Consider the following 15350-nt stretch of genomic DNA (forward strand, 5'->3'; position numbering starts at 1 on the left):
GGATTTAAAATGTCACTTCGAGTGCTCTGAACTTGTTTCATGGTGTATCGAGAAGTGCTACGGAGATTTAATATTAAAGTTGATATAAAATACTATGAAAAACAGAATTATCTTTTTCAATTTGTTGTTATTAACAATGATTCAAACCTATTCTCAAGAAAAACTACTGGTTAAAATAGAATCCAAAAACGCTTATGCAGAAAAGATTTACTTACAACCCGTAAGTACGATTTTTACTACGGATAAAACCATTTGGTTTAAAGCGATTGTGACAGATTTGGAGCATTTGCCTACCAAATTAAGTGGGGTATTGCATGTAGATTTAATTGATTTTGATGAAAACATCATTGATTCTAAACTCTTAAAAATAGAAAATGGTATAACAGATGGTTATTTTGACTTAAATGAAGAACTACCTTCAGGAAGATATTTAATAAGAGCTTATACCGAATGGAATAAAAATTTTGATAAAGAATTTATCTCTCAGACTTATGTAGATATCTACGCTCCTAAAGAGATTAAACAAGAAGATTTAGCTATTAGAGATGTTGTTTTGCAAGAAACGGAAAATGAGCAATACCAAATTTCAGCCAAAGCTTATCCAGAACTCTTAAATCCTAAGTTTAAGGGAAAACTAAAAATGTATATCCATACAGAAGAAACAACAGATTCTTTAGAAGTAGAAAAGGATAAAGAAGATGTTTACAGTTTTAGATATTTATTACCCAAAGATGCTGTAAAAGCAAGATTAGAATTCCAATTAGGTTCTATAAGAGCCAGAAATTTTGATTATAAAAAGTTCAATTCTTACAGCAAAACGATAGCGATTAATAAAGACTATTTGGATTTACAATTTTTTCCAGAAGGAGGAAAATTAGTAAATGGTTTAACAAGTAAACTCGCTTTTAAAGCTTTGGACTATAACAACAAAGGAAAACAAATTACAGGAACTATTGTAGACCAAAATAACAACATTATCATGCCTTTTCAGAGCAATACTTTAGGAATGGGCGTTACTTTTTTAACACCAGCACTTAACAAAAAATATTATGCAGTCGTAAAAGGAACAGATAATGTGGAGTATAAATATCCATTGCCAGAAATAAATAAAACAGGAGTAGTTTTAAATGTAAAAGAAGTAGCAGATTTTATTGTTTTGTCTTTAGAAACCAATCAACAAAATCAAGAGGCATTACATGTAAAAGCCCAAGTAAGAGGAGTGGTGTATGATGAATTTGAAATGTTATTTAAAAACAATAAAGTAGGAGCAGGAATAGAAAAGGCTAAACTACCCGAAGGAATTGTAAAATTCACCATCACCAACCTTAGCAACCAAATTGTAGCAGAACGATTGTTTTTTAATTATAGAGAAAATAAACGAATTAAAATCAACACAACGTTGAGTAAATCAAAATTCAAACAGCGAGATAAAACGGCTATTACTATAAATACTAAAAGTATAGACAGTACCATTAAAACCAATTTATCTGTACTAGTCATCAATAAAGAACAGTTAGGAAAAGAAAATAGTTTGCGAAGCAACATTTTATCCTACTTTTTATTGAACTCAGAATTAAAAGGAACCATAGAAAATCCCAATGCTTATTTTGATATTAAAAATAAAAGAAGAAAACAAGATGTAGATGCTTTATTGTTAACCCAAGGTTGGAGTAATTACAAATATGAAAATACAGCTTTTAGTACCAATTTTAAATTCTCACCAGAAAAAGGGTTAACTATTTCTGGGAGAATTAAAAACCAATGGTTTTCTAAAAGTAAGTTGAAAAAACCAGTAGAATTAACAGCTGTGTATGGTCCTTTAAATGTAGATATTCAAACAATAGATAGTACAGGAGGCTTTAATATAAAGTTAGATGATTACTATAAAGATGAGTTTAAAGTAGCGATGCAAACTAAAGATGAAAAAGGGAAGAAAAAAGATTATAATATTGAGTTGGCTAGTTATAAAACACCTGTAATCAACTATAAAAAAACAGAAAATGTAAAGTTAGCAGATAGCACTATTTTATATGTAAAAGAAAATATTCTTAGAAAACAACAAGAAGAAAAGATAAAGTTGGCAAAGGGGATTATTGAGTTAGAGGAGGTAAAGCTTACAGGTTATAACATGACACCCGCTAGACAAATAATGAAAGAAAAATACGGTTTACCAGATTTGGTGATAGAAAATGAAGAATTATTAAGAAAGGCACCTACTTGGCATTATGGAATAACGAGTGTTTTAAATGCTGTTTATCCAGATGAAGGTATTGAAGTTATCTATAAGGATGGAAATGAATTTGAGTTTGGAGGTGATGAAATTAGTCTTTATGGATATGATTGTACTTTTGTTTTGATAGATGGTAAACCTAGAAGAATTCCAATCCCTTTAAATACTATTCCACTAGAAGAAATTAAAAGTTTTGAACTAATTAAGGATCCGACATTTAATGGAGAAGATGTTTGGGATGTAGAAAAAGGAATGTGTTTAAGGGTAGCCATTGTAAATATTTATACATATGCAGGTAAAGGAGAAAATTATATAAGTAGAAACAAAGGCATTGAAAAATTTAATGCTAAAGGTTTTACTCCCAAACGAGAATTTTATGCTCCAAAGCACGAAAGTTTAAACCCAGAAGATTGGAATATCCCCGATTTACGTTCGGTTGTACATTGGGAACCAAATGTAACTACCGATGAAATTGGAGAAGCAAAAGTAGAATATTACAACGGAGATAACACAGGAGAAATACTTATTGTAGTTGAAGGAGTTAATCAAAAGGGGAGGTTTGGATATTATGAAACGAGTTATCAAATAAGGGAAAAATAAGTTCTCCATACTTGATTTGTTTCCGTTATACTTCAGTAAATTAAACTCGAACTGTCATGGAATTTAAAATGTCACTTCGAGTGTCCTGAACTAGCTTCAGAATGTATCGAGAATTACTACGGAAATTTAAGGTTAAAATTGATGTAAAAAATAATGATAAAAGCAAAAAGAGGAATCTTTATGATTCCTCTTTCCTGATTCTTTCTTTTTCTTAGAATTTTTTAAATCCCTAATATTTTTTTTAGTGTTTCTTTATCAGTAGCGCTACCAGCAAAATCATCAAAGCCTTTGTCTGTAGAATCTATTAAATGTGATGTAATAAACGGAGCTCCTTCTTTAGCACCTTGCTCAGGAGATTTAATACAACATTCCCATTCCATAACAGCCCAAACATTACAGTTGTATTGAGTTAGTTTTGTAAAAATGCTTTTAAAATCTACTTGCCCATCACCTAAAGATCTAAACCTACCGGCACGGTCTTTCCAATCTTGATAACCTCCATAAACCCCTACTTTACCAGAAGGGTTAAATTCAGCATCTTTTACATGAAACATTTTAATGTATTCGTGATAGTAATCAATGTATTTTAAATAGTCTAATTGTTGTAGAACAAAGTGACTAGGATCATAAAGAATATTTACTCTTTTATGATTGTTGGTTGCTTTTAAAAATCGCTCAAAAGTTACCCCATCATGTAAGTCTTCTCCTGGGTGAATTTCATAACAAACGTCTACACCATTTTCATCAAAAGTATTTAGTATAGGCATCCACCTGTCTGCTAATTCTTTAAACCCTAATTCTACCAATCCTTTTGGAGCCTGAGGCCAAGGATACATAGTATGCCACATTAAAGATCCAGAAAACGTTGCATGAGCGGTTATACCTAAGTTTTTACTGGCTGCTGCTGCTTTTTTTAATTGATCTACTGCCCAGGCGGTTCTAGCTTTAGGGTTGTTTCTGTAGGCTTCTGGAGCAAATCCATCAAACATGGTGTCATAAGCAGGATTTACAGCCACCAACTGTCCTTGTAAATGCGTAGACAATTCTGTGATTTCTAATCCGTATGATGCTACCTTTCCTTTTAACTCATCACAGTAAGTTTGACTGGTAGCAGCGAGGTCTACATCAATCAATCCGCTTTCCCAAGTAGGAATTTGTATGCCTTTATAACCTAAAGAAGCTACCCATTCACACATTCCATCAAGAGAATTAAACGGAGCTTCTGCACCAGCAAATTGAGCTAAAAATATAGCAGGTCCTTTAATAATATTCATTTTCTTTTTTATGTTTATTTTATTTTATTTTATTCAATTCTTTTAAAGTCCAGTAATCTTCTCTGTTTTTATCTTTTTTTCTTATGTTTCTTACGGCTTTAAAGTCAACATTATCTTTATCATTCATAGCTCTTACATAGCTTAAAACATCTGCAATCCACTTGTCACCATTGTTTTTTAAAGACATCATAATTCCGTAATCAGTACCATCAATTTCTCCTGTTAATCCGTTCATTACAATTCTAATGAGTCTATTTTTATCTCCTTTAACTCTATCGCTTCCAATTAATGGAGGGGCATTTAAAGAACCATCTTCATTTGGAGCTCCTTTTAAATCTTTACCATGACAAGTAATACACAATTGGTTATAAGTATCATATCCTCTAAGCACAGATTCTTGAGAGCCTCTATTTCTACCAGCAATTCTTTGTTTTAATGCTAACAATACTTCATCTGTTTTTTTAAGACTTTCATAAGTAGTGTTGGCAATAATATTATTCTCACTATTTTTTCTTTGAATAGATTTTAATATTGAGGTAGCTTTGTCAGCATTACTAAAACGTAAAGTTAGTGCTAGTTGGTTTATAACTTCTACAGAAGGATCTTCTGCTAAAACCTCAAAATCTTTAAAAAACTCAACATTACCAGCTTCAAGTAAACTTTCTGTTAACCTAATAGCTGTCATTCTTACTCTGTGGTCTTCGTCTTTAAATTTTTCTTTTAAAATATCTGAATCGATTACTCCAAGTCCTTCTAAGGTCCATAAGGCATGAATTCTTTCTAAACCGTAATCTTTGTCATCACTACCAAACCATTTAGACCAAATACTTTGATTGTTTAAAGCGATTTCTTTTAAGACAGGAATTACTTTTTCATCTGCTCTTAAAATGATTAATTTTTGAGCAGTATTTCTATACCATCCATTTTTGTGACCTAAATAAGGTATTAATTCTAAAGATGATTTATCTAACAATCTAGGTTGTTCATCTGGTTCAATATCTTCGTGTACAATTCTATAAATTCTACCTCTACCAATATTTTTATCTAATTTTTTACGCTCTATAACAGGTCTAATAGCGCTTCCTTTTCTTGTCCAGTTACTTTCTTGAATTATACCTCTGTACATATCTACCACATATAAAGTTCCATCAGGTCCAGTTTCAGACCATACAGGTCTAAAGTTTAAATCTGTAGAAGCCATAAATTCAGTTTGATAATAAGGATTCACTAACGTTTTTAATCCGTCTTCTTTTGTAACTACTTTAGCTCTTCTAATAAAACGACCTACTGGTTCTGGAATAAATAAATCTCCATATAAGTTATCAGGTAATTTATGTCCTCTATATATTGTTTGACCAGCAACTCCTGTAAAATGATTTAAAGTACCATCTTTTTTAATTCTTTTAGGACCACCTTGTACGTCTGGAGTTCCTACAATAGGCCAAGTTTCCATAAAACCTGGTTCTAGCCTTCCTTTAGGACTAAAATCTCCATAAATAGGAGGTTGTTGAAAACCATATGCTGGGTTTTCTCCACCAGCAGTAGAGTAGAAGTTGTTCCCCATGTCGTCTTGAGTTAATCCCCATTGGCCACTAGGCATTTTAATTACAGAATCTACTACTACTTTGTCTTTGGTAAATTTAAAACGTATTGGGTTATAGGTTGTATAAACCCAATTGTCTAGGTTCCATAATAAACCACTTTGTTGATGTTCTAAATTACCACCTCTACGGTTTTCATTGTAATAAACGCGTTCTTTTTTATCTGCTACACCATCATTATTAGTATCGGTATACTTCCATAAATCATAAGAATAAGTTTCGTTAACAATTAATTCTCCGTTGTCTAAAGGTAAAATCATACGAGGTAATAAAAGACTGTCAATAAATACAGTGCTTTTGTCCATTTTTCCGTCACCATCAGTATCAATCAATTGTTTTATTTTACTAATAGACCTATTGGTTCCAGTACCATCAGCATCTTGCATATAGGTATTCATTTCAGCTACATACAATCTACCATTTCCGTCCCAGGCAATGGTTACAGGTTCATCAACCATAGGCTCGCTAGCCACCAATTCCATTTTATATCCATCTGGCAAATAAAAGGTTTTCATGCTTTCTTCTGGGGTACGGAATTCTGACGAAGCTTCTTTTATAATTTTAGGTTTTGTAAACTTGTTATCAAAATATTGTTTTTTCTCTTTTTTACAAGCAATTACTAATAATGATGTACTAAGTAATAAAAGTGGGGTTTTATAATTTATGTTAAATTTCATAATATTGAGTAGTGTTCTTTTGTATTTATAGTTTTGTCCAGGTTGAATTGTTTTTGTCACTTTCTACAGCTGCATAAATAAATTTCATTCCTCTAACTCCATCTTTAGCTGTTGGGTAGTCTGGAGACTTAATAGTTTCTCCTTTAGATAAAGCTATTAAATGGATAGCAAAATTTTTATATACAGTAGCAAAGGCTTCTAAATATCCTTCAGGATGACCAGCTGGAATTCTAGATATTTGAGCAGATGGATATAGTTTATTTCCATTAGGAGTATATATTTTTACGGGTTCATTTAACCAATGTGTTGTTAATTGATTAGGTTTTTCTTGTTGCCATTCTAAACTTCCCTTGGTACCATAAATTTTTATGGCTAAATTATTTTCTTCACCCAAAGCTATTTGAGAAATAGACATGATTCCCTTAGCTCCATTTTCTAAACGCAATAATAGGTTTCCATCATCATCTAAAACTCTTCCTTTTCCAAATCTACCTAAATCAGCTGCAATTTCAGTAATTTTTAAACCTGTAATATATTCAACTAAGTTTTCAGCATGGGTTCCAATATCACCTAAAGCTCCTCCAATACCAGAACGTTTAGGGTCTACTCGCCAAGCAGCTTGTTTTTGACCTGTAGTTTCTAAGTCTGTAGATAACCATCCTTGTAAATATTGCACTACTACTTTTCTAATGGTTCCTATATCTCCATTATCAACCAAGGCTTTGGCTTGTTTAACCATAGGACTACCAGGGTAATTATGTGTTAAGGCAAATAGTTTTCCTGATTTTTCTATGATTTTTTCTAATTCTATCGCTTCTTCTAAAGTTAAGGTCATAGGTTTATCACAGACTACGTGAAAACCATTTTCTAAAGCCATTTTAGCAGGAGGGAAGTGCATATGGTTTGGTGTCACTATAGATACAAAATCCATACGTTCGTCTTCTGGAAGTTCTTTTTCTTTTAAAATCATTTCCTCATAACTTCCGTAACATCTGTTTTTTGGTAAAAACAAATCTTTTCCAGATTGAATTGATTTTTCTGCAGTGCTACTAAAAGCACCACAAACCAATTCTATCATTCCATCAATGGAAGCTGCTTTTCTGTGTACATCACCAATGAATGACCCGGTTCCTCCACCAATCATTCCCATTCTTAATTTTCTATTCATGTTTATTCTTTACTCGTCTTTTTCATGTAAATATTTAATCCTATAAAAGCTACAATTAAAATTGCAGGTAAAATAGACATTGTTCTAAGTGCTTCAACTGCGTTGGCATTATCCATTAATTTTCCCATAACAGGGAGTACTAAAGAAACGGAGAACATTCCTGCTCCTCCCATAATAGATAAACCTAAGGCTCCTGTTTGTGGTAAATATTCAGCTACAAAACCTAACATGGTTGGCCAAAAGAAAGTTACACCAACAGCAAATACTGCTGCAGCTACAAAAGTCATGTTTCCGCTTGTAATGGTTAATAACCAAAGTCCAGTAAGGGTAAAAATGGCAGAATAAAGTAACATTCCTGCAGGCTTTAATTTGTGTACTACTTGTCCTGCAAATAATCTTCCTAAAGCCATAATTCCATTAATAAAAGCCAAAACTAATAAAGGTGATGCAACCGATGTTTTTAATAAAGATTCTATTCTTTGAGTAGTTCCTAATTCTGATGCAGCTGTTAAAAACATACACAAAACCATAAATATAAAAAGTGGTTTGGTAATACTAGACAGCATTTGTTTGTTACTAATCCCTAATTTAACTCTTTCCGTAACTGGGATTTCTTGTCCTAGAAACAAAATTCCATACATAATTAAAGGAATAAACAAAGTGGTTACCATAATTTGCCAATCTAAACCTAATACATCCATGGTTAGCCAACCAACTAAAGATCCAATTACAATTCCACCAGGAAACCACACATGAAATCTATTTAACATTTTGGTTTTTTGATTAGAATACATAGAGGCTACTAGTGGATTTAAAGCAGCTTCAACCAATCCATTTCCAATTCCTATAAATAAGGTAGCTAAAAACAGGGATGTCATAGAATCTGCCATAATGGTCCAAACAATACCAATTGCATGGGTTATGAAAGCCATCCAAGTAATTTTTTTGATTCCCAATAAATCTACTAAAGGACCTCCAAAAATCATAGCAAGTGTAAATCCAAAAAAGGCAGGTGTAAAAGCATAGCCTATTTGTTCTAGTGTTAAACCAATTCCCTCAGGTCCAAACACTGTTTCTAATCTAGCTCTAATAGCAAAGGTCATTGCTGTGGTAATTAATGCCAAACAACTAGCAACAAACAATCTGTTTTTATGAAATTTTTCCATTGAATATATATATAGTTTTAGATAAAAATCAATACATTTTTTATTTTATAGTGATGAATATTTATATATATTCATAAAATAACTGTATTGATTGATAAATATATATATTTATCAATGTGTAGTTGTTTATAATTTTTCAGTGAAAAAAAATATACCTATAAATTGTTTGTTAAACGATATTCGTTTGGGGTGCAATTTTCATATTTCTTAAAGACAGTAGCAAAATATTGACTGGTGGTAAAGCCACAAGTGTAAGCAATTTCTGAAACCGATAAATTGTTGTCTTCTATTAAAAGTTTTTTAGATTTTTCAATGCGTTTATAGGTTAAATACTGCATTGGGGTTAAATTGGTAATTTGTTTACAATGATGAGTAAACCTTGTTAAACCAACACCCGCAGAATCTGCCATTGATTGAATATTCCAGTTCTCTGAGATGTTATTGTCTAGTTCTTTTAAAAAGAATTTTACACTCCTTGAGCTATCGGTTAAAGCCTCGTTTAACACAATTTTTTCTTCGGATAAACTTTCTAGGAGCAGTAATAAAAGTTGATTGATTAAAATTCTTATTTTAGAAGCACTATTGTTATTCACATCTTCGTCAATAGCTTTACCAATTTGATGAAAACATTCTTTGTAATAATGATTGGTTTTAATGATAGATTTTTCATTATGCCTAAGCATAATGGTTAATTTTTCTAAATCTTGTGGTGTAATGTTAATCCAATCTGGCCAAACCCATGGTTGATGTGGTCTCCTAACCCCTAAATCAATAATAATCCAATAAAATTTACCTACTCCAATATAAGGATTTCCTACTTTATGGGCTTCCCAAGGTCGGGTAATGGTTAAATGGTTAGGCTCTAAAATAACTTCTTTGTGTTCTTGGGCATAGGGCATAAGTCCCGATTCTAAAAAATGAAATTCCATTCCTTCGTTTCTATGCCAATCGAGTCCCCAGTCTTGTGGAGTATTGGCATCCCAATAACCAATACTGTTCAATCCAATGGTATTTTCGTCAAGTCTTTCTCCTGGGTAGGAATGTCTAGATAAAGATTTAAGTTTTACCTTTTTTCTATTACTAGCATCAATTAATGGTAAACAAGTATCTGCATGATATACAATTCCTTCGGCTGCTTGAAAAGGTTCTATTTCTTGCATATTATCCATTACAAATCTGTTTTTATATTAAAGTATTATTTTCTGTTGGTAGTTGTAGTAAATATAAGTCCTGCAATTCCCATAGCCAGACCAATAAATTCTCTTGAACCTTCAAGATAAGGTTTTTCATAGACCATTTTTCCAAAAATTTCTTCCTTTTCATTTGTATGTAACCAATCTATTAAATAACTAAAATGAAATCCAGCGTAAATAATTAAGAGAACTATGTACCCATAAATAATCTTATTATTTATGGATATAAAATTAATCAACAAACAAATTATAGCTATAACAAAATAAATGGTAAACCAAATTATGGGATCAGGATCATTTAATTGTAAAACAGCAAATGCCATAAACATTAAAAACAATAGACTGTTAATAATTATATTTCTTTTGGACAGCTTAATGGACATACTTTTATTATTTTTCACTCTTTTTGTTTATTATTTTTCAATGATAGATAATAAACAAACTTGGTGTTTGGTTTTAATATTTTTATAAATTATTTAAATAACTAACAAATATATAATTCAATACTTAAAATTTTATGAATAATTCCATAATTAATGCATTTTCTTTTTTAGGAATGCTTTTTTTTACCAATGTTCTTTTTTCTCAAAACCAACTAAAAGGACTGGTTTTAGATTTTAATCATGAGCCTATTTCTTCAGTAATTATATCTGTAGAAGATGTGAATGAGAAGACAGTAACGAATGTAAAAGGAGCATTTATTTTAAATAACTTACCTAAAGAAATTAATATTAATCTCTCTAGATTAGGATATAAAACGTTAAATAAAAGAATAATATTAGGGAATAATAATAATATAAATTTTCTACTTGAGGAGGATTATCAAAACCTAAATACTGTTGTGGTTACTGGTACTTTTGATGCCAGAAAACAATTAGAGTCTTCAACATCAGTAAGTTTATTGACTTCAGAAAACTTAAAGAAATTAGTCCCTAGAGGTACAGCAGATTTGTTACGTAATATTCCCGGTACTTTTGTTGATGCTTCGGCTGGAGAAGTTTTTACCAAAGTTTATTCTAGAGGAGTTTCTGCCTCGGCCGAAGATGATTTAGGTTGGTACTATACCTCTTTACAAGAAGATGGTTTGCCAGTAAGTTTAATTCAACACTCTTACTACAGCCCAGATTTATTTTATAGAAATGATATTACTGTAAACAAAGTAGAAGCCATTCGTGGAGGATCTGCAGCCATTACAGCCATGAATGCTCCTGGAGGAATTTATAATTTTATTTCTTTAGATAAAACAGAAACTTTTGGAGGTCAAGCTCAAATAACAGTAGGTGTGCAAGGAGAAAACAATCTTTATAGTAAATATGAGTTTGCGTTAAATGGAGATCTTGGAAACGATTGGTATTACAATCTTGGAGGTCATTATAGAAAAGATGAAGGGGCTAGAAATGTAGATTTTACGTTTAGCCAAGGAGGACAGGTAAAATTAAATTTTATCAAAAAAAATGATTTTGGATATTTTAAGTTTTATTCTAAAGTATTAAATGATAAAACCAATCGTTGGAATGGTGTAACAGCTTCTAATTGGGACAATCCTACCGCTGCATACGGACAAGATTTTAACACTACTTCTCAATTGTTACCAAGTATAAATGCTACCATTCCAGATGGTCGTTATCTTAATGAACAAAAAACAAATTCTTTTAATCCATCGCAAGGGGTTTTAGCAAAAGATTTGGTATTTGGTTTCGATTTTTCCCAAACGATAGGGAATGATTGGTCTGTAAAAAACAATATAAAAGCATCTACTAAAAGTGCCAATTGGCAAACAACTATTAGCAATGCGTTTGTTAGCTTAAGTAATCCCTTGGCTTATTTTATTAGCGGAGCAGGTTTTCCAATAGGGAATGTGGTTTTTAAAGATGCCAATTCAGGGGCAATTTTGGCACAAGTGGATAATAGTGGAATTTTAGCAGGAGGTAGTTATAATTACACAGGTGGTAGTTTACCAAACGATGGAATTTTAGGAGCTGCAGGTTGGTATAAAGACACCAATGCTACAGAAGTAATGGATCATTTGGTTTTTAATAAAAAATGGGAAAATCATACTTTTAGTACTGGGGCAGATATAGGATATGCTTCTACAGAACATTACACACAAAGTAGTTTTGTGTTTGCTACCTACGAAAACAATCCTAAAGCGATGGTTGTTACTGTAGAAAATCCTGGTAGTCCAGTGGTTGCTATTTCTGATGAAAATGGGGTAAGTAATTACGGAGGGTTGTTTTTTGAAAATGTAACTGCAAATTTAGCTCAAACTGCTTTTTTTGTAAACGATTTATGGGAGGTAACAGATCAATTACAATTAGATTTGGGATTAAGATATGAAAACATTTACCATACAGGTATTAAAGATAGAGGAGTTCCTTTTTCTCAAAACGGAGGTTATGATGGAGATGAGTTAACAGATTATGATAATGGAATTTCTCAACCAAGTGGCACAAAAGATGAGTTTAGTTTTAATTATAATTACTTGTCTTATTCTGTAGGAGCTAACTATAAAATTAAAGAAGATTTAATTCTTTTTGGTCGTACTAGTAAAGGGAATAAAGCTCCTGAGTTTGATTACTATTTTAATAATTTCACCAACGTACCTATTCCTAAAAAAGGTGAAGTACAGCAAATTTATCAATCAGAAATCGGATTAAAATACAATCAGCAAAACGTATATGTTTCTGGAACCGCTTTTTTAAGTGATTTGAGTAATATAGGAACTACAAATTTTGAGTTTGATGATAATACAAATACTATTTTTTACACACCTACTCAATTTAACGATGCTAGAACAGTTGGTTTTGAGCTGGAAAGCATGTATCAACCTTTTGATTTTTTAAAGTTTAATTTAAATGGAGTGATACAAAGTGCAAAATCTAGAGATTGGACGGTGTACAATGCCAATGGAACTACAGACATAAATGATGATGAAGTTGTAAGATTTAACAATCAAAAGCTACCTTATAATCCTAATTTGATGTTTAATTTTAAAACTTCTTATTTAAGTGATGACTTTTATGCTTTTTTAGATACCAAATATATGGGGGAAAGACAAGGTAATATTGCCAATGGATTTACTTTACCAAGCTATGTTACGCTTGATGTTGGAGCAGGGTATGCTATTAACAAAAATTTAAACATCAGCGCTAATATTACTAATTTGTTGAACGATGAAGGTTTGGCTGGTTTTTATGGGCCTAATTCTTTTGGAGGAAATGCCAACCAAGCCACTCCAGAATTTGTAGCCAATAATCCAGATCAAAATTTTATAGTAGTGCCAATTTTACCTAGAGGTGTTTTTGCCAAAGTAAACTATATTTTTTAATAAGTAATCACTACTTAAAAAAGCTCTTTATACGTTTGATAAAGAGCTTTTTTTATGGAATCTTATATTTAACCATTAATAGAAACGAACATAGATAATCGTAAATCGATTTACGAATATCGCACACCGACAACTAATGCTTCTACCTTCCTACTTTAGACCTTTTTTCATGTCATTTCGAGTAGTTGTTTGGTGTAACAAGAGTGTAAGCAAACGATGTATCGAGAAGTACTCACTCAAGTATGGATTATCGTATATTGATTTACGATTATCACAAAGTACTACAGAAACTGTTCTTGATACGATTCGTTCGTACCTCTCTAATCACTCGAACTGACAAACAAGTCAATATATCAATCACTTCTTACTAAAAAATATTTTTACCTTCTATCTTTCTATTTTAGACCTTTTTTCATGTCATTTCGAGTAGTTGTTTGGTGTAACAAGAGTGTAAGCAAACGATGTATCGAGAAGTACTCACTCAAGTATGGATTATCGTATATTGATTTACGATTATCACAAAGTACTACAGAAACTGTTCTTGATACGATTCGTTCGTACCTCTCTAATCACTCGAACTGATAAACAAATTAATATATCAATCATTTCTTGATAAAAAACATTACTACTTTTAACCATTAACCAACACCTAAATACCATCAATGAAACTCTCAAAAGAATCTTTAAATCCGTAACCTTCGGTAAGTTCTACTTTGCTTAATTTTTTATGTTCCACCAAAGCCCATAACACAAACTCTTTAAAAAACGGAAGATCTTTTTTATTTAAGTCTGGTTGATATTCAGATAGTAAATCTGTTAAAGGGGTGATGTATTCTAATTGTTGTTGGTATTCTTTATCACTTAAGTCATTAGCCAATTCAAAATCAGTTCCTTCAATAAACCATTTAATGATGTCGTCATAAGGAGTAGTGGCATCTTTACGCACTAATTTTTCAATGGCAGGAAAATAAGTTGGGAACAATGTTTTAATAGCATCGTTGATTAAAATTTCGGCTACTGAAGCAGCACCTTCTTGTTCCCCTTCGTACACCAATTCAACTTTTCCATTAATGGCAGGAATAATTCCCATAAAATCACTCAAACGAATACTCGTTTTTTTAGCTCCACTACTTAACATTCTTAGTTCAGCCGTACTCATTAAGTTTTCATAAGCAGAAATACCCAAACGAGCACTTACCCCACTTTTTACATCTACATACTCACTTTCTCTAGCTTCAAAACCAATTTGCTCTAACAAATCTTTAGCAATTTCTGGCACATAAATGTTTTTAGATTGATTGTCTTCTAGTTTGGCTTCTTGCTGAGTAATGGTTTTAGCAATCGCAATATTATCCGGATAATGGGTTAAAATTTGTGAACCAATTCTGTCTTTTAAAGGTGTAATAATGCTTCCTCTGTTTGTGTAATCTTCAGGGTTTGCAGTAAACACAAATTGCATATCTAAATCAAAACGTAATTTAAAACCACGAATTTGAATATCTCCTTCTTGTAAAATGTTAAAAAGTGCAACCTGAATTCTAGCTTGTAAATCGGGCAATTCATTAATTACAAAAATACAACGGTTGGCTCTAGGGATCATTCCGTAATGAATCACTCTATCATCTGCATAAGATAATTTTAAATTGGCTGCTTTTATAGGGTCGATGTCTCCAATAATATCTGCCACCGTTACATCAGGTGTGGCTAATTTTTCTGCAAAACGTTCAGATCTGTGTAACCAGGTTATAGGCGTTTCATCACCTTGTTCAGCAATCAATTCTTTGGCAAAACGAGAAATAGGTTTTAAAGGGTCATCGTTAATTTCAGAACCTGCCACCACAGGAATATATTCATCTAACAAATTCACCATCTGACGAGCCAAACGAGTTTTTGCTTGTCCACGCAAACCTAATAAGTTGATGTTGTGTTTGGATAAAATGGCACGCTCTAACTGAGGAATTACGGTTTTTTCATAACCATGAACGCCCGTAAACGTGTCTTGTTGTGCTTTTTTAAGGTGGATTAGATTGCTTCTTAATTCTTCTTTGATGCTTTTATATTGATAACCAGCAGCTTTTAAGTCTCCTAGTGTTTTGATGTCTGTGTGTTTCAT

9 protein-coding genes are annotated in these 15350 nt (G+C 32.0%); 2 read left to right on the forward strand and 7 right to left on the reverse strand.

The annotated features are described in order from the left end of the window. Positions 1-94: 94 nt before the first annotated feature. The gene (locus ACXGQT_RS02185; protein WP_457829762.1) at positions 95-2830 is read left to right on the forward strand and encodes a hypothetical protein; all 2736 of its coding nucleotides are present in this window, start codon (positions 95-97) and stop codon (positions 2828-2830) included. Positions 2831-3051: 221 nt separating this feature from the next. Here the strand turns inward: ACXGQT_RS02185 and ACXGQT_RS02190 are convergent, their stop codons facing one another. The 6 genes from ACXGQT_RS02190 to ACXGQT_RS02215 form a co-directional block, all read right to left on the reverse strand. Continuing rightward, the gene (locus ACXGQT_RS02190) at positions 3052-4104 is read right to left on the reverse strand and encodes a sugar phosphate isomerase/epimerase family protein (protein WP_457829763.1); all 1053 of its coding nucleotides are present in this window, start codon (positions 4102-4104) and stop codon (positions 3052-3054) included. 19 nt (positions 4105-4123) lie between these two features. Continuing rightward, on the reverse strand, positions 4124-6382 hold the full coding sequence (locus ACXGQT_RS02195; protein ID WP_457829764.1) for a DUF7133 domain-containing protein: 2259 nt from the start codon (positions 6380-6382) through the stop codon (positions 4124-4126). Positions 6383-6407: 25 nt separating this feature from the next. Beyond that, positions 6408-7550: a Gfo/Idh/MocA family protein gene (locus tag ACXGQT_RS02200; protein WP_457829765.1), complete on the reverse strand. Its 1143-nt coding sequence runs from the start codon at positions 7548-7550 to the stop codon at positions 6408-6410. A gap of 2 nt (positions 7551-7552) precedes the next feature. Continuing rightward, the gene (locus tag ACXGQT_RS02205; RefSeq protein WP_457829766.1) at positions 7553-8716 is read right to left on the reverse strand and encodes an MFS transporter; all 1164 of its coding nucleotides are present in this window, start codon (positions 8714-8716) and stop codon (positions 7553-7555) included. A gap of 155 nt (positions 8717-8871) precedes the next feature. Then, complete coding sequence (locus ACXGQT_RS02210) at positions 8872-9885, reverse strand: helix-turn-helix transcriptional regulator (RefSeq protein ID WP_457829767.1); 1014 nt, start codon at positions 9883-9885, stop codon at positions 8872-8874. A gap of 26 nt (positions 9886-9911) precedes the next feature. Next, on the reverse strand, positions 9912-10292 hold the full coding sequence (locus tag ACXGQT_RS02215; protein WP_457829768.1) for a transmembrane 220 family protein: 381 nt from the start codon (positions 10290-10292) through the stop codon (positions 9912-9914). A gap of 134 nt (positions 10293-10426) precedes the next feature. Between ACXGQT_RS02215 and ACXGQT_RS02220 the strand changes: the two genes are divergently transcribed. Beyond that, positions 10427-13237, forward strand: a complete 2811-nt coding sequence (locus ACXGQT_RS02220) for a TonB-dependent receptor domain-containing protein (protein ID WP_457829769.1) — start codon at positions 10427-10429, stop codon at positions 13235-13237. A 649-nt stretch (positions 13238-13886) separates the two neighbouring features. Here the strand turns inward: ACXGQT_RS02220 and ACXGQT_RS02225 are convergent. Continuing rightward, positions 13887-15350 carry a magnesium chelatase gene (locus ACXGQT_RS02225; protein WP_457829770.1) on the reverse strand — a complete coding sequence of 488 codons (1464 nt, stop codon included), beginning with the start codon at positions 15348-15350 and terminating at the stop codon, positions 13887-13889.

The sequence above is a fragment of the Wenyingzhuangia sp. IMCC45467 genome, assembly GCF_054111205.1.